The sequence below is a fragment of the Planomonospora corallina genome, assembly GCF_042650625.1.
Classification (GTDB): domain Bacteria; phylum Actinomycetota; class Actinomycetes; order Streptosporangiales; family Streptosporangiaceae; genus Planomonospora_B; species Planomonospora_B corallina.
Window position 1 is genome coordinate 114,534 of record NZ_JBHSBM010000010.1, and the last position, 15,783, is coordinate 130,316.

At 73.5% G+C, this 15,783-nt stretch carries 16 protein-coding genes; 13 read left to right on the forward strand and 3 right to left on the reverse strand.

Features of this window, described 5'->3' with window-relative positions; translation table 11 throughout:
- Nucleotides 1-181 precede the first annotated feature (181 nt).
- The 9 genes from ACFOWE_RS04115 to ACFOWE_RS04155 all read left to right on the forward strand — a co-directional run bounded on the left by ACFOWE_RS04115 (nt 182) and on the right by ACFOWE_RS04155 (nt 11,163).
- Nucleotides 182-1,849 (forward strand): acyl-CoA mutase large subunit family protein, encoded by a 1,668-nt coding sequence (locus tag ACFOWE_RS04115; RefSeq protein WP_377285462.1) that lies wholly within the window; start codon nt 182-184, stop codon nt 1,847-1,849.
- A gap of 46 nt (nt 1,850-1,895) precedes the next feature.
- A complete protein-coding gene (locus ACFOWE_RS04120; protein WP_377285463.1) occupies nt 1,896-2,822 on the forward strand; it encodes a co-chaperone YbbN in 927 nt (308 codons plus the stop codon).
- Between the two features lie 384 nt (nt 2,823-3,206).
- Nucleotides 3,207-4,619, forward strand: a complete 1,413-nt coding sequence (locus tag ACFOWE_RS04125; RefSeq protein WP_377285465.1) for an NAD-dependent malic enzyme — start codon at nt 3,207-3,209, stop codon at nt 4,617-4,619.
- Nucleotides 4,620-4,815: 196 nt separating this feature from the next.
- Nucleotides 4,816-5,394, forward strand: coding sequence for a YqgE/AlgH family protein (locus ACFOWE_RS04130; RefSeq protein ID WP_377285466.1), 579 nt, complete (start codon nt 4,816-4,818; stop codon nt 5,392-5,394).
- Between the two features lie 120 nt (nt 5,395-5,514).
- Nucleotides 5,515-5,766 carry a DUF3039 domain-containing protein gene (locus ACFOWE_RS04135; RefSeq protein ID WP_377285467.1) on the forward strand — a complete coding sequence of 84 codons (252 nt, stop codon included), beginning with the start codon at nt 5,515-5,517 and terminating at the stop codon, nt 5,764-5,766.
- A gap of 222 nt (nt 5,767-5,988) precedes the next feature.
- Nucleotides 5,989-6,819 carry a zinc metalloprotease gene (locus tag ACFOWE_RS04140; RefSeq protein WP_377285468.1) on the forward strand — a complete coding sequence of 277 codons (831 nt, stop codon included), beginning with the start codon at nt 5,989-5,991 and terminating at the stop codon, nt 6,817-6,819.
- Nucleotides 6,816-8,210, forward strand: coding sequence for an MFS transporter (locus tag ACFOWE_RS04145; protein WP_377285469.1), 1,395 nt, complete (start codon nt 6,816-6,818; stop codon nt 8,208-8,210). The genes ACFOWE_RS04140 and ACFOWE_RS04145 overlap by 4 nt, the downstream gene beginning before the upstream one ends.
- Nucleotides 8,211-8,325: 115 nt before the next feature.
- Entirely contained in the window at nt 8,326-9,246 is a 921-nt protein-coding gene (locus tag ACFOWE_RS04150; RefSeq protein WP_377285470.1) for a hypothetical protein, read from the forward strand.
- 168 nt (nt 9,247-9,414) lie between these two features.
- Complete coding sequence (locus tag ACFOWE_RS04155) at nt 9,415-11,163, forward strand: DEAD/DEAH box helicase (protein WP_377285471.1); 1,749 nt, start codon at nt 9,415-9,417, stop codon at nt 11,161-11,163.
- Between the two features lie 126 nt (nt 11,164-11,289).
- On the opposite strand, the gene ACFOWE_RS04160 is transcribed toward ACFOWE_RS04155, so the two are convergent.
- The 3 genes from ACFOWE_RS04160 to ACFOWE_RS04170 all read right to left on the reverse strand — a co-directional run bounded on the left by ACFOWE_RS04160 (nt 11,290) and on the right by ACFOWE_RS04170 (nt 14,079).
- Nucleotides 11,290-12,000, reverse strand: coding sequence for a hypothetical protein (locus tag ACFOWE_RS04160; protein WP_377285473.1), 711 nt, complete (start codon nt 11,998-12,000; stop codon nt 11,290-11,292).
- 160 nt (nt 12,001-12,160) lie between these two features.
- Complete coding sequence (locus ACFOWE_RS04165; RefSeq protein ID WP_377285474.1) at nt 12,161-12,745, reverse strand: nicotinamidase; 585 nt, start codon at nt 12,743-12,745, stop codon at nt 12,161-12,163.
- A 44-nt stretch (nt 12,746-12,789) separates the two neighbouring features.
- Complete coding sequence (locus ACFOWE_RS04170) at nt 12,790-14,079, reverse strand: nicotinate phosphoribosyltransferase (protein WP_377285476.1); 1,290 nt, start codon at nt 14,077-14,079, stop codon at nt 12,790-12,792.
- A gap of 40 nt (nt 14,080-14,119) precedes the next feature.
- Between ACFOWE_RS04170 and clpS the strand changes: the two genes are divergently transcribed.
- The 4 genes from clpS (at nt 14,120) to ACFOWE_RS04190 (ending at nt 15,638) form a co-directional block, all read left to right on the forward strand.
- Complete coding sequence (clpS, locus tag ACFOWE_RS04175) at nt 14,120-14,407, forward strand: ATP-dependent Clp protease adapter ClpS (protein ID WP_377285478.1); 288 nt, start codon at nt 14,120-14,122, stop codon at nt 14,405-14,407.
- A gap of 84 nt (nt 14,408-14,491) precedes the next feature.
- Nucleotides 14,492-15,016 (forward strand): DUF2017 domain-containing protein, encoded by a 525-nt coding sequence (locus ACFOWE_RS04180; RefSeq protein WP_377285480.1) that lies wholly within the window; start codon nt 14,492-14,494, stop codon nt 15,014-15,016.
- A gap of 9 nt (nt 15,017-15,025) precedes the next feature.
- Nucleotides 15,026-15,442, forward strand: coding sequence for a Mov34/MPN/PAD-1 family protein (locus tag ACFOWE_RS04185; protein WP_377285481.1), 417 nt, complete (start codon nt 15,026-15,028; stop codon nt 15,440-15,442).
- A gap of 58 nt (nt 15,443-15,500) precedes the next feature.
- Complete coding sequence (locus ACFOWE_RS04190; protein WP_377285483.1) at nt 15,501-15,638, forward strand: hypothetical protein; 138 nt, start codon at nt 15,501-15,503, stop codon at nt 15,636-15,638.
- Nucleotides 15,639-15,783 lie beyond the last annotated feature (145 nt).

Consider the following 15,783-nt stretch of genomic DNA (forward strand, 5'->3'; position numbering starts at 1 on the left):
CCGGGCCGCGCCGCTCTCCGGCAGGCGGGCACATCGGACGGCGCCGCTCTCTGGCCAACAAATACTAGGACGTCCTAGTATTTTCTCGGGACCCGTCCGCTTTCCCCGGCCGCCCACCGGCGGGGGGAGACCGGGCAGGCGGGTCCTCCCGAGGCCACGAGCCGGACGAAGGATTGAGGTTATGGACGCCGAGGAGATCGAGGCGGGACGGGCGCGCTGGCAGGCGCGGTTCGACAGGTCCGCCAAGCGCGACGCCGAGTTCCGGACGCTCTCCGGCCTGGAGGTGGAGCCGGTCTACGGCCCGGCGGGGGACGATCCGAGGTTCGAGCGCATCGGCTGGCCGGGTGAGTACCCCTTCACCCGAGGCCTGCACGCCACCGGCTACCGCGGCAAGACGTGGACCATCCGGCAGTTCGCCGGCTTCGGCAACGCCCGGCAGACCAACGAGCGCTACAAGATGATCCTGGGCGCCGGCGGCGGCGGCCTGAGCGTGGCCTTCGACATGCCGACCCTGATGGGCCGGGACTCCGACGACCCGCGCTCCCTCGGCGAGGTCGGCCACTGCGGGGTGGCGATCGACTCGGCGATGGACATGGACCTCCTGTTCGACGGCATCCCGCTCGGCGACATCACGACCTCCATGACGATCAGCGGCCCCGCCGTACCGATCTTCTGCATGTACGTCGTGGCCGCCGAGCGGCAGGGCGTGCCCGTCGGCAGGCTCAACGGCACGCTCCAGACCGACATCTTCAAGGAGTACATCGCGCAGAAGGAGTGGCTGTTCGCCCCCGAGCCGCACCTGCGGCTGATCGGCGACCTGATGGAGTTCTGCGCCGCCGAGATCCCGGCCTACAAGCCGCTCAGCGTCTCCGGCTACCACATCCGCGAGGCCGGCTCCACGGCCGCGCAGGAGCTGGCCTTCACCCTGGCCGACGGCTTCGGCTACGTGGAGCTCGGCCTGTCCCGCGGGCTCGACGTCGACGTCTTCGCCCCGGGCCTGTCGTTCTTCTTCGACGCGCACATCGACTTCTTCGAGGAGATCGCCAAGTTCCGCGCCGCCCGCCGCATCTGGGCCCGCTGGATGCGCGACGTCTACGGGGCCAAGACGGACAAGGCGCAGTGGCTGCGCTTCCACACCCAGACGGCCGGGGTCTCGCTGACCGCGCAGCAGCCGTACAACAACGTGGTCCGCACCGCGATCGAGGCGCTGGCCGCCGTGCTCGGCGGGACCAACTCGCTGCACACCAACGCGCTGGACGAGGTGCTCGCGCTGCCCACGCAGAAGGCCGCCGAGATCGCGCTCCGCACCCAGCAGGTGATCATGGAGGAGACCGAGGTCGTCAACGTCGCCGACCCGCTCGGCGGCTCCTGGTACGTCGAGGCGCTCACCGACCGCCTGGAGCGGGAGGCCGAGGCGATCTTCGCGAAGATCCGCGACATGGGCTCCGACGGCACGATGACCTCCGGCATCCTGCGCGGCATCGAGGACGGCTGGTTCATGTCCGAGATCGCCGAGGCGGCCTTCGACTACCAGCGCAAGCTGGAGAAGGGCGCCAAGCGGATCGTCGGGGTGAACTGCCACACGGCCTCCGCGGAGGAGCCGCTGGAGATCCTGCGGGTCAGCCACGAGGTCGAGCGCGAGCAGAACCGCGTCCTGGCCGAGCGCCGGGCCGGGCGCGACCAGGCCGCCGTGGACACCGCGCTCGCCGCGATGGTCGAGGTCGCCCGGGGCGAGGGCAACATGATCCCGTCCATGCTGGACGCGGTCCGCGCCGAGGCCACCCTGGGCGAGATCTGCGACGCCCTGCGCGGGGTGTGGGGCGTCTACACCGAGCCCGCGCGCTTCTGAGCCCGCCGAACACGGTCACGGCCCCGTATACGGCAGGATTGGAGGCATGAGCCCAGCGGATTTCACTTCTCGACCCGGATCGCTCTACGGTGCGGTGGACCTCGGCGCGCGCAAGCAGGCGCTGGAGGCGCAGGCGCGGCGGGAGACCGCCGCGCAGCAGACCGGAGGCGCGCCGGCGCAGGTAATCGACGTCGACGACGCCAGCTTCGCGACCGAGGTCGTCGAACGCTCCATGAACAGCCTGGTGCTGCTGGAGCTCACCGTCACCCGGGCCGAGCAGGCCAGGGACTACAGCACGCTGCTGGAGAAACTGACCGCGGAGAACGCCGGCCGGTGGGTGCTGGCCCGGGTGGACGTCGAGGTCAGCCGGCAGGTCGCGCAGGCGCTCCGGGTGCAGAGCGTGCCGGCCCTGTACGCGATCTTCCAGGGGCAGCCGGTGGCCGCGGTCCCGGGCATCGCCACCGAGCCGCAGCTGCGCGACTGGCTCACCCAGCTCATGGAGGCCCTGGCCCAGTATCTCCCGCCCCCCGCCGAGGGCGACCAGGCCGCCGCCGAGCCGCCGGCGGACCCCGACCTGCTCGCCGCGGAGCAGGCGATCGACGCCGGTGACCTCGACGCGGCGGAGGCGGCCTACACGCGGCTGCTGGCCCGCTCCCCGAACGACCAGGACGCCAAGCTGGGCCTGGCCGGGCTGGGCCTGATCCGCAGGACCCAGGACGTCGACCCGGCCGACCTGCAGCGCCGCCTGGCCGACCCCGCCGACCTCGACGCCCAGCTCCTGGCCGCCGACTTCGAGATGCTCTCCGGCGAGGTGGACGCCGCCTTCGACCGGCTCATCGGCGTCGTCCGCCGGACCTCGGGCGACGAGCGCGACAGGGCGCGGGTGCACCTGATCGGCCTGTTCGACACGCTCCCCGCCGACGACCCGTCCGTCGTCAAGGCCCGCAGGGGGCTGGCCTCCGCGCTGTTCTGAGCACGAGCCGCGCTGAGCGCGGGCCGTTCTGAGCGTGGGGAGCGGCGGCGGCGCCGCTCCCCGCGATCGTGCCGGGGCCCTGGCGGTCCACGGTCCACCGGCGGATCACGGGATCACGGGTCTCCGCACGGCCGCGGCCGGTGGCCGTGCGGACGGCCCGGGCGCGGCCACTCGCGTGATGGTGGCACGGTGACTCCTCCGCTCCCCGAAGGGAGCGGCTTCTCGCTTTCCTCTGCTGAGGTAGGCGACGGACAAGCCCTGCCCGTTTCGAACAGCAGAACCGTAACAGGGAAGCGATTCCCCTGCCGGGTGAACCCGGTGGTCCCCCCCCGCTAGATTGGAGGAATCCCGAACCGGGTCCGTCGCGTAAGGAGCGGATTGACCGTGGCCACTGTGCCGAGTGTGTCGTACTCCATCACCGTGCGGCTTGAGGTGCCCGCCGGCGGCAAGGCCGTCAGCCAGCTCACCCACGCCGTAGAGTCCGCCGGAGGCGTGGTCACCGCCCTTGACGTGACCAACGCGGGCCACGAGACCCTGCGCATCGACGTCACCTGCGCCGCACGTGACACCGACCACGCGCAGACGATCGTGGACCAGCTCGACGCCGTCGAGGGCGTCGTCCTCCACAAGGTCTCCGACCGGACCTTCCTCATGCACCTCGGCGGCAAGATCGAGATGCAGTCCAAGGTGCCGCTCCGCAACCGCGACGAGCTGTCCATGGCCTACACGCCCGGGGTGGCCCGGGTCTCCATGGCGATCGCCCGCAACCCCGAGGACGCCCGCCGCCTGACCATCAAGCGCAACAGCGTCGCGGTGGTCACCGACGGCTCGGCGGTGCTGGGCCTGGGCAACATCGGCCCGGCCGCCGCGCTGCCCGTCATGGAGGGCAAGGCGGCGTTGTTCAAGCGGTTCGCGGGCATCGACGCCTGGCCCATCTGCCTGGACACGCAGGACGTGAACGAGATCGTTCAGATCGTCCGCGCGATCGCTCCCGGCTTCGGCGGGATCAACCTGGAGGACATCTCGGCGCCGCGCTGCTTCGAGGTGGAGCGGCGGCTGCGCGAGCTGCTGGACATCCCGGTCTTCCACGACGACCAGCACGGCACCGCGATCTGCGTGCTGGCCGCGCTGACCAACGCGCTGCGCGTGGTCGGCAAGGAGCTGGACAAGGTCCGCATCACCCTCGCCGGGGCCGGCGCCGCAGGCACGGCCGTGCTGCGCCTGCTGCTCGCGGCCGGGGCGCGCGACGTCGTCGTCTGCGACTATCTGGGCGCCGTGCACCGCGGCCGCGACGACCTGGACGACTCGCTCCGCTGGATCGCCGAGCACACCAACACCGAGGGCTACTCGGGTGACCTGCGCGGCGCGGTCAAGGGCGCGGACGTCTTCATCGGGGTGTCCGCCCCCGGCATCCTCAGCGGCGACGACATCGCCACGATGGCCGAGGGCGCCGTGGTCTTCGCCCTGGCCAACCCCGAGCCCGAGGTCGCGCCCGACGACGCCCGCGAGCACGCGGCCGTGGTCGCCACCGGCCGCTCGGACTACCCGAACCAGATCAACAACGTGCTGGCCTTCCCGGGCGTCTTCCGCGGCCTGCTCGACGCCCAGGCCAGCGTGGTCACCGAGGAGATGCTGCTGGCCGCGGCCAGGGCGCTGGCCGCCGTGGTCACCGACGAGGAGCTCGGCCCCAACTACATCATCCCCAGCGTCTTCCACCCGGACGTGTCGGCCACCGTCGCCGCGGCCGTGCGCGAGTCGGCCGGCGGCCGGGCGCGCACCGGCATGACCGAGGCCTAGCCGCGGTCCCGGCCCGCACCCGCGGCGCCGGCCGGGGAGACCTTCTCGGCCGGCCGGCCGGTGCGGCAGGCGGCCGGGCTCCGGCGGACCCCCGTGGGGGCGCGCGGCCCCGCGGGGCGTGGGGATCGCCACGTGAGGGAAGCAATTCCACCGCGGATGAACCCGTCGGGGTCCTCGCTGGAGGATGATGGAGGGTATGGCGGAGGCGATCTATGTGGGCGGGCTGCTGGTTGCGACACCGCAGCTCGAGGATCCCAACTTCCGGCGTTCCGTGGTCCTGATCCTGGAGCACGACACCGACGGGGGCACCCTCGGCGTCGTGCTCAACCGGCCGAGCGACATCTCGGTGACGCAGGTGCTGCCCACCTGGGACGCCCTGGTCACCGGCCCGCCCGTCCTGTTCCAGGGCGGGCCCGTCCAGACCGACAGCGCCCTGGCCCTGGCCGCGGTCCCGAGCGGGCAGGAGCCCCTGGGCTGGCGGCGGCTGCACCGGGGCACCGGCGCGGTCTCCAGGCTCGGCACCGTCGACCTCGACGCCCCGCCGGAGATCCTCGCCGGCGAGATCGCCCAGATGCGGATCTTCGCCGGGTACGCGGGCTGGACCGCCGGGCAACTGGAGGCCGAGATCGGCGAGGGCGCGTGGTACGTCGTGGAAGCCGAGCCCCAGGACACCTTCCACGCGGCCCCCGAGACCCTGTGGCGGGCGGTCCTGCGCCGCCAGCGCGGCGAGCTCGCCTACGTGGCCACCTGCCCCGACGACCCCACGATGAACTGACGGCGGACGGCGCCCGCGCCGGGGGCGGCGGCCGCGGGGCCGGCATCCCCGGGAGCGCTCCGGTTGCGAAGCCGTACATCGGAGAGGGGGCGGGGGCGGCTCGGGCATAAAATCGACAGGGTGAGCACGAAGATTCTTCCTGAGAGCGACGTCCGCCCGAACCTGTCGCACGGCGACGGCGACCACGAGCGGTTCGCCCACTACGTCGACAAGTCCAAGATCATGGAGAGCGCGGTCACCGGCATCCCGGTGCGGGCGATCTGCGGCAAGGTCTGGGTGCCCAACCGGGATCCGCAGAAATTCCCGGTCTGCCCCGAGTGCAAGGAGATCTACGAAGGGCTGCCGAAGGGCGACGACAGCGGCAAGGAGTGAGTGTCACTCCCTGGTGACCGCCCCCGATGAGGTTACGGTCGTGAACGCACCGGAGAGCATCCGGCCAGGTCAGACCACTCATCGGGGGAGTGCATGGTTGCGCGTGCGATCGCCGTCGTCTCGACGTTCCTGTTGACGGCGGGCACCGTTCCCGCCTCCGCGGACCCCGGTGCTCCGTCCATCTCCGCAGCCGCAGCCGCAGCCGCAACCGCGGACGAGTGCGTGACCGGTGCGCGCGTCGCGGCGCCCGCGACGCCGGGGAGCCCCGGACGGGGGTTCGAGCCGCACGCGCCGGGGCACGGTCAGGTCGCCGAGATGCTCGCCGACCACGAGCGGCGGCGGTCGGCGCTGCGCCGGGCCCCCGAGACGACGGTCACGGTCCCGGTCTGGGTGCACGTGATCACCAACGGCCGCCAGGGCGCCACCGACGCCGCGGTGCGCAGCCAGATCGCCGCGCTGAACGCCGCCTACGGGGGCCGGTACGGCGGGGCCGACACCGGCATCCGGTTCCGCCTCGCCGGCATCACCAGGAGGAACAACCCGGCCTGGTTCGTCAGCCCGCTCACCTACGAGCGGGAGGTCAAGCAGGTGCGCAGGGGTGGGCCCGAGACCCTCAACCTCTACGTCGCCCAGCTCAGCCGCCTGGTGCTCGGCTACTCCACCTACCCCTACTGGTACGCCAACGACCCCCAGTCCGACGGCGTGGTCATCGACTGGCGCAGCATGCCCGGCGGATCGCTGCGCAACTTCAACCGGGGGTTCACCGGGGTCCACGAGATCGGCCACTGGTTCGGGCTGCTGCACACCTTCGAGAACGGCTGCCAGGAGCCGGGTGACGGGGTCGCCGACACCCCGCCCCAGGGCAGCGCGACCGAGGGCTGCCCGGCGGGCAAGGACACCTGCCCCGGGGACGGCGTGGACGCGATCCACAACTTCATGGACTACTCCTACGACACCTGCATGTCGCAGTTCACCGCCGGGCAGGGCGCCAAGATGAGGGAGTCCTGGGCGATGTACCGGGGAATGGGCCTGCCCCTTACCCTTGACGGGTGACAGCACCGAAGACGCTCGACGCTCCATACGCCTCTCCCCGGATCTTCGGCCCGCGGTACCGCACGGCGACCCTCGGCATCCTGCTCGTCGTCACCCTGATCGCCTTCGAGGGCATGTCGATCGGCACGATCATGCCCGCCGTCTCGGCGGACCTCGACGCGCTCGACCTGTACGGCGTGAGCTTCTCGGCCTTCCTGATCGCCGGCCTGTTCGCCAACGTGGTCGCCGGACTCTGGTCCGACCGGCGCGGCCACGCCGTGCCGTTCCTGCTCGGGGTGGCCCTGTTCGTGACCGGCATGGTCATGGCGGGCGCGGCCGCCTCGAAGGGGATGTTCATCGTGGCCCGCGCGGTCCAGGGACTGGGCGGCGGCTTCGTCATCGTCGCCATCTACGTCATGATCGTGCGGGTCTACCCGCCGGCGGCCCGGCCCAAGGTCTTCGCCGGGCTCTCGTCGGCCTGGGTGCTGCCCTCGCTGATCGGGCCCAGCGTCGCCGGGTTCGTCGCCGACGCCGCCGAGTGGCGCTGGGTCTTCTACGGCATCGTCCCGCTGGTGGTCCCGGCCCTGGTGATGCTCCTGCCCGCGCTGCGCGGCGGCGCCGGCGACGGCGACGCCCCGGTCCCCGGCACCGGGCCCAGGTCGCGGCCGCTGCGGATGACCCTGGCGGCGCTGGCGACGGCCGCCGGCGGCGGGACGCTGCTGTACGGGGTGGAGCTGTTCGACACCGACCCGCCGCTCGGCGGGATCGCCGCCGGCGTGGGACTGGGCCTGCTCGCCGCGGGGCTGCCCCGGCTGCTGCCGCCGAAGGCGCTGCGCTTCGGCCGGGGACTGCCCACCACCGTCATGATGCGCGGCGTGCTCGCCTCCGCCTTCTTCGGCGTCAACGCCTACATCCCGCTGGTCCTGCAGAAGGAGCTGGCCTTCACCACCACCCAGGCCGGGGTCGCGCTCACCATCGGCGCCCTCGGCTGGAGCACCGGCTCCTACCTGCAGACCCGGCGGGAGTTCGACCGGCCCACCCTGGTGCGGGCCGGCGCCGCGGCCGTCACCGCGGGCATCCTGCTGACCATGCTCGCCCTCGTCCCCGGGTCCACCGGCTGGCTCATGGCGCCGGCCTGGATGGTCGCCGGGTTCGGCATGGGCATCGGCACCACCAGCGTGAGCATCACCACCATGCGCCAGTCGCCCGGCGACGAGCAGGGCGCCAACTCCGCCGCGCTCCAGGTGGTCGACACCCTGGGCGGCGCGCTCACCATCGGCTTCGGCGGCACACTGGTCAACCTGATCGGCCACGACGACATCGCCACCGGATACACCGCCATCATCGCGATGACGGCGGCCATCGCGCTCTTCGGGGCCTTCGTGGCCGCCCGGATGCGCGACCCCGCCTGACCGGCCGCGGCCGCACGGGCTCATACCGGTGATCGGCTATGGCCGGATCGCGGCGGGCGAGGCATGGTAGGACGAGAGGGCCGTGACCGCCATGCGACCACCGGAAGGAGCCGCCGTGGGCGAAGCACCGCACCGGGCGTGGCCGCCGGAGGAGCCCCCGCGGCGGCCCGGTGCCCCCCGCCGGACGCATCCCTACGGCGCCCCGGTGCCGAAGGCCGGCCCCGCCGCGCCGCCGGACCAGGGCCCGCCGCAGCGCGCCCCGGCCGCGCCGCCGGACCAGGGCCCGCCGCAGCGCGCTCCCGCCATCCCGCCGGACCTGGGCCGGCCGGAGCCCGGCCGGGTGTGGCCGCCCCGGCACGGCGGATGGAGCCCCGCCCGGCCCGGCCACGCGCGGTCGCCGGGACCGGACCGGGACGAGGACGACCTGCCGCCCTCGGCCCGCCGCTACGGCGCGCCCGCGGCGCCCTCCGGCCTGAGGATCCCCCGCCGCCTGCGGCGACTGGCGCTCGGCCTGCTCGCCCTGGCCGCCTGCGCCGCGGCCACCGCCGGCGCCGTCGTCGCGGTGCTGCGGATCTCGTCCCCCTCCCCGGTCCCCGGCAGGGTGGCGGACCCGGCCGCGGGCGTCGGCTACCCGCTGCCCGCCGGGTGGCGGACGGGCCCGGTGCCCCCGGTCACGGGCTTCACCTCGGTGGCCGGGGACGGCCGGACGGTGACGGTGCTGGTCCGGCCCGGCGGCCGGGTCGCCGACGCGCGCCGGGCCACGGTGACACTCGCCGACCTGTACGGCAGGCTCCTGCTCCACGGCGACGAGGTGAAGGTCATCGACGACCGGGCGGTCACCGTCGGCGGGCGGGCCGGGCACAGCCGGAGCCTCCGGGCCGAGTACCGCGACGTGGTCAACCGCCCGGCCTACCTGCGTGTGGTGTTCCTCACCGGGAGCGCAGGCAGGCCGCCGGTCGTCGTGCTGGCGGTGGCGGGGCCGGACGACCTCCGCGCCCGTGCCGGGATCGACGCCGTGCTCGCCGGGCTGCGCTGAGCGCCGCGCCGGATCCCGCCGTGATCCGGCGGAGGATCGCCCGCGATCGGCGCGCACGCCGGCACACGGCGGTTAGTCTGTTGGGATTGTGAGTGAGCCAAGCGAGCGGACCATCCGACCCAGCAGCACCGTGAGCACTCCGGCGAGCAGCCAGGCGAGGAGGGGAGCGTGAGCACTTCCGCCGCCTCCCACCTGCCTCCCTCGTACCCCGACAGGGCCGCCTGGGGCACCGCGCCGAAGCTCCGCGCCTGGCAGCAGGAGGCCTACGACCTGTACCGCCGGCGTGAGCCCCGCGACTTCCTCGCGGTCGCCACCCCGGGCGCCGGCAAGACGACCTTCGCGCTGCGCATCGCGACCGACCTGCTCGCGCGGGGCATCGTCCGGGCCGTGACGATCGTCACCCCCACCGAGCACCTCAAGCGGCAGTGGGCCGACGCCGCCGGCCGCGTCGGCATCGCGATCGATCCCGAGTTCAAGAACAGCCAGGGCGCGACCTCCCGCGACTACACCGGGGTGGCGGTCACCTACGCCCAGGTCGCGATGCACCCGGCCCTGCACCGCGCCCGCACCGAGGCCCGCAAGACACTCGTCATCTTCGACGAGATCCACCACGCAGGCGACAGCAGGTCCTGGGGCGACGGCGTGCGCGAGGCCTTCGAGCCCGCCGCCCGGCGCCTGGCCCTGACCGGCACCCCGTTCCGCTCCGACGTGAACCCCATCCCGTTCGTCACCTACGCCGAGGACGGCGAGGGCGTGATGCGGAGCGTCTCCGACTACTCCTACGGGTACGGCCCGGCGCTCGCCGACGGCGTCGTCCGGCCGGTCATCTTCCTGGCCTACGCCGGGGAGATGCGCTGGCGCACCCGCGCGGGCGACGAGATCGCCGCGACGCTCGGCACGCCCCTCACCAAGGACCAGATCGGCCAGGCGTGGCGGGCCGCGCTCGACCCCAAGGGCGACTGGATCCGGCAGGTGCTGCAGGCCGCCGACCGGCGCCTGACCGAGGTCCGCCGGGGCGTGCCCGACGCGGGCGGCCTGGTCATCGCCACCGACCACGAGACGGCCCGCGCCTACGCCCGGCACCTGCGCGCCATCACCGGCGAGGGCGCCACCGTGGTGCTCTCCGACGACCCCGACGCCTCCAAGAAGATCAAGCAGTTCTCCGCCTCCCAGGAGCGCTGGCTGGTCGCGGTCCGCATGGTCTCCGAGGGCGTCGACATCCCGCGCCTGGCCGTCGGCGTCTACGCCACCAGCACCTCCACCCCGCTGTTCTTCGCCCAGGCCGTCGGCCGCTTCGTCCGGGCCCGCAAGCGCGGTGAGACCGCCTCGGTGTTCCTGCCCTCGGTGCCGACCCTGATGGGCCTGGCCGGGGAGATGGAGGCCGAGCGCGACCACGTGCTCGACCGCAGGCCACCGGAGGAAGGACTCGACGACTTCCTCCTCGAGGACGCCAACCGGAAGAAGGACAACCCCGACGTCGTCGGCGACGAGCTGCCGTTCGAGACGCTGGAGGCGGTCGCGACCTTCGACCGGGTGCTCTTCGACGGCGGCGAGTTCGGCACGGCCGCCGAGCCCGGTTCCCCGGAGGAGGAGGACTTCCTCGGCCTGCCCGGCCTGCTGGAGCCCGACCAGGTGCGCACCCTGCTCAGCAGGCGCCAGTCGGAGCAGCTCAAGGCCGCCCGGAAGAAGCCGGAGCGCAAGGAACCGGAGCGCGCCCCGCACGAGGTGCTCGCCGACCTCCGCAAGGAGCTCAACGGCCTGGTCGGCGCGTGGAACCACCGCACCGGCCAGCCCCACGGGGTCATCCACGCCGAGCTCCGGCGCGCCTGCGGGGGGCCCGCCATCGCCCAGGCCACGGCCGAGCAGGTGCAGGCGCGGATCGACAAGATCCGCCAGTGGGCCACCCAGCGGCGTTAGCCGCGGCGGGCCCGCTCGGCGCGGGCGGCGGCCGTACGGGTGGGACGTGATCGGCGGCAGGGAGGCCGGCGGGCCGCGGGCGGCGGTCCTACGGGAGGCCGGCGGGACGCGGGCGGCGCCGCGGGGTCAGCGCAGCGCGATCGGCCTGCCGGTGCGGCCGTCGACCGCGGCCAGGCCCGCACCGGCGGGCAGCGGCGGGGCGAGCCGGACCCGGGTGGAGGCCGTGGCGCCGTCCACCCGCACCGGCAGGACGCGGGCGCCGGGACGGGCGACCGGCGCCGTGCCCTCGCGCAGCCACACCCGGAGCGTGTGACCGCGCAGGCGCAGGACGACGGTCGCGGTGCCGCACCCGTCCCCCTCGGCCGTCCAGGAGAGCGCCACCGCGCGCAGCTCGCCTCCGCGCGTGACCAGCCTGACCCGCTCCGGAATCCGGGGAGAGGGGGCACACGGCCGCGCGACCGTGCCGCCCGGGGTGGAGGGCGCGGGGGCCAGCGGCTCCGGGGAGGAGGACGCGGCGGACCCCGGGGCCACGGACGCCGGGGACATCGAGGGCACAGCGGACCCCGGGGACATCGGGGGCACAGCGGGCCCCGGGGACGCCGGGGGCACAGCGGGCCCCGGCGACGCCATGGGAGCCGGGGAGCCGCCGGCCGCCGGCGGGGCGGCCGGGGCGGCGGGCTCCCGGCCCGCGGCGCCGAGCCGTACGGTGACCGCCTCCAGCGCGACGAGCGCGAGGAGCGCGGACACCCGGGCCCGCGCCCGGCCGCGGACCAGCAGCCACAGGCACACGGGGGCCAGGACCAGCCACGAGACGCCGAGCACGAGCATGGGGTTCACCACCGCGAGTATGAGGATTCCGACTCCCCGTCATACTCCTGCCGCGGCCGGCGATGGCGGTGTTTACCGCCTCCTTGCCGACCGGTGATCGTCCGTATCCGGAGCGCGGAGGACCCGCTGCCCGGCGCTCACTCCTGTCCGGCGTACTCCTGTCCGGTGCTCACTCCTGCCCGGGGGAGCGGACCACGGGGGACCCGGTGAGGACGACGCCGGCCGAGCCGAGCCGGGCCAGGGCGGCCTCGGTGGTCTGCCGGGCGACCCCGGCGGTGAGGTCCAGCAGCACACGGGTCTCCAGCCCGCCGGCGACCGCGTCCAGCGCCGTGGCGCGCACGCAGTGGTCGGTGGCGATGCCGACCACGTCCACGGCGCGGACCCGGCGCTCGGCGAGCCAGCCGGCCAGGCTCGTGCCGTCGCCGGAGCTCCCCTCGAAACCGCTGTAGGCGGCGGCGTGGGCGCCCTTGCTGAACACCTCCTCCACCCGCGAGGTGTCCAGGGCGGGATGGAAGTCCGCGCCCGGGGTCCCGGCCACGCAGTGCGCCGGCCAGGAGAGCACGAAGTCGGGCTCCGCGGCGAAGTGGTCGCCCGGGTCGATGTGGAAGTCACGGGTGGCCACCACGTGGTCGTACCCGTGCGAGGCGGCGTGCCGGGAGATGGCGGCGGCGACCTCCGCGCCGCCGCTCACCGCGAGGCTGCCGCCCTCGCAGAAGTCGTTCTGGACATCGACGATGATCAGCGCGGTTGCCATGGGCCCAGTCAAGCACGGCCGGGACCGGCCGGACACGGCCGGGACTAGTCGAAGACGGTGGGAAGGGCCGCGTCACCCCGCGACAGCTGGCAGGCGGTGACGGGGAGCTCGGCGAGGGCCGACCGATGCCGGGCGCGGGCCTCCTCGAGGCCCTCCCGCCGGACGACCTCGCCGTCGCGGACCAGCGGCACCCGGAGCGGGCGGGCGCCGGACGGCTGCTCGTGCGAGACGGTGACCAGCTCGGCGAGGGCGGTGCCCGACTCGTCGAGCCGCCGGAAGGCCTCCTTCCGCCCGCCCCGGCTGGGCTTGCCGACGGACTTCTTGGCGACCGGCTCCAGGACCCCGGAGGCGCTCTCGCGGGCGACGAGCTTGTAGACCAGGGCGGCGGTGGGCACCCCGGAGCCGGTCACCAGGGACGTCCCGACGCCGTAGCCGTCCACCGGGGCGGCGGCCAGCGCCGCGATGGAGTACTCGTCGAGGTCGCCGGTGACCAGGATCCGGGTGCGGTCCGCGCCCAGCGCGTCGAGCTGCGCGCGGACCTGCTGCGCGGCCTCGGCCAGGTCGCCGGAGTCGATCCGGACCGCCCCCAGCTCCGGCCCGGCCAGCTCCACCGCGGTCCGCACGGCCCGCTCCACGTCGTAGGTGTCGACCAGGAGCGTGGTGGCGGCGCCGAGCGAGGCGATCTGGGCCGCGAAGGCCTCCTCCTCGGAGTCGTGCAGCAGCGTGAAGGCGTGGGCGGCGGTGCCCGCGGTCGGCACGCCGTACACGCGGCCGGCCATGAGGTTGGAGGTGGAGGCGAACCCGCACAGGTAGGCGGAGCGGGCGGCGGCCACGGCGGCCATCTCGTGGGTGCGCCGCGAGCCCATCTCGATGATCGGCCGGGAACCGGCGGCGTGCACCATCCGGGAGGCGGCGGCGGCGATCGCGCAGTCGTGGTTGAGGACGGACAGGATGAGCGTCTCCAGCAGCACGGCCTCGGCGAACGTGCCCTCCACGGTCATGATGGGGGAGCCGGGGAAGTAGCACTCGCCCTCGGGATAGCCGTCCACCCGGCCGCGGAAGCGGTAGCCGGCGAGGAAGTCCAGGGTCGCGTCGTCCACCACCCGGCCGTCCGACAGGAAGGCGAGCTCCTCGTCGCCGAACCGGAAGTGCTCCAGCGCGTCGAGCACGCGGCCGATCCCGGCGACCACCCCGTAGCGCCGCCCGCCGGGCAGCTGCCGGGCGAAGACCTCGAAGACGGCGCGCCGCGAGGCCGCTCCGCTGCGCAGCGCCGCCTGCAGCATCGTCAGTTCGTAGTGGTCCGTCAGCAATGCCCCGCTCATGCTCATGGTCACGAGTCGAAGACTAAGCCCGGGATGAGGCAGACTGGTGGACGTGGGTACCACAGCTCCGATGGAGGTCGAGCGTCCGTCGATCGACAACCGGCCGGACCAGCCGTGGCTGACGATCGTCTGGAACGACCCGGTCAATCTCATGTCGTATGTCACGTACGTCTTCCAGACCGTCTTCGGCTATCCGCGGGAGAAGGCGGAGAAGCTCATGCTGGACGTGCACCACAAGGGCAGGGCGGTGGTCTCCAGCGGCACCCGCGAGGAGATGGAGCGCGACGTGCAGATCATGCACTCCTACGGCCTGTGGGCCACCCTGCAGCAGGATTCGTGACGGGCTTCCCGCCGAAGGGCCGGGGGCTCCGCGCCGGAGGTGATCGATGAGGCACGCCTGGCCGCCCGCCGGGGGCGGTGACCGGTGAGCGAGGGTTTCGCGTCCGGCCACGGGGGCGGGGTGACCGCCCGCTTCGAGGCCGGGGAGGTCGCGGTCCTGCGCTCGCTGGTCGCCCAGATCCTGGACCTGGTCGAGCCGGGCGAGGCCGGCGACGACCCGCTGGAGCGCGCCCTGGGGATCGGCCCGGCCGAGGAGCCGTCCGACCCGGTGCTGGCCCGGCTGTTCCCCTCGGCCTACGAGGACCGGGAGATGTCGGCGGAGTTCCGCCGCTACACCGAGGTGACGCTGCGCGAGGGCAAGCGGGCCGACGCACGGACCCTGCTGGAGACCGCCGCGCCCGGGCGCGTGGAGCTGACCCACGAGCAGGCGCTGGCGTGGATGCGGGCGCTGAACGACGTACGGCTGGCGCTCGGCACCCGGCTGGAGGTGACCGAGGAGGTCCACGACCAGATCGCCGGGATGGGCGAGGACGACCCCCGCTACCCGGCGTATGTGGCCTACGACTGGCTGACCTACCTGCAGGACAGCCTGGTCCAGGCTCTTTGGTAACTTCCAGACATGCTCACGATCTCCCAGGAACTGGTCGACAAGATGATCGCGCACGCCCGGGCCGACCACCCGGACGAGGCCTGCGGCGTGATCGCGGGTCCGGAGGGCTCGGACACCCCCGTGCGGTTCATCCCGATGGAGAACGCCGAGCGCTCACCCACCTTCTACCGCTTCGACTCCATGGAGCAGTTCAGGGTCTGGCGGGAGATGGACGACCGCGACGAGGAGCCGGTGGTCATCTACCACTCGCACACCTCGACCGAGGCCTACCCCTCGCGCACCGACGTCTCCTACGCCTCCGAGCCGAACGCGCACTACGTGCTGGTCTCCACCCGGGAGGAGCTGGGGGAGAAGGCCGAGGTGCGCTCCTACCGCATCGTCGACGGCGTGATCACCGAGGAGGAGGTCACGGTCCTGCCGTCGTGACGTCCGCAGGGCGGGACGGCCGTGGGGCGGGGTGACCCCTTTGGGTAGACTGGCCACCATGCCGACCGTTGATCCGAACTTCGAGGACGTCGTGTGCGCACGTCCCGGTGTTCGCGTGCGGCACGCGGGCCTCGCGCCCGTGCAGAACTTCCTGTTCGGTCACACGCCTTTCTCCGTCGTCTACGACTGTCGCTGACCGGCTCCCACCCGGGAAATCCCCCCGCGCCCTCCGGTGTTCTCATCCGGTGGGCCGTTCCCATGACGTCCCATGACGTCCCATGACGCTCCATGAAGCTCCATGGCGCCCTGTGGAGCTCCGCGAAGCTCCAAGGCGTCCCATG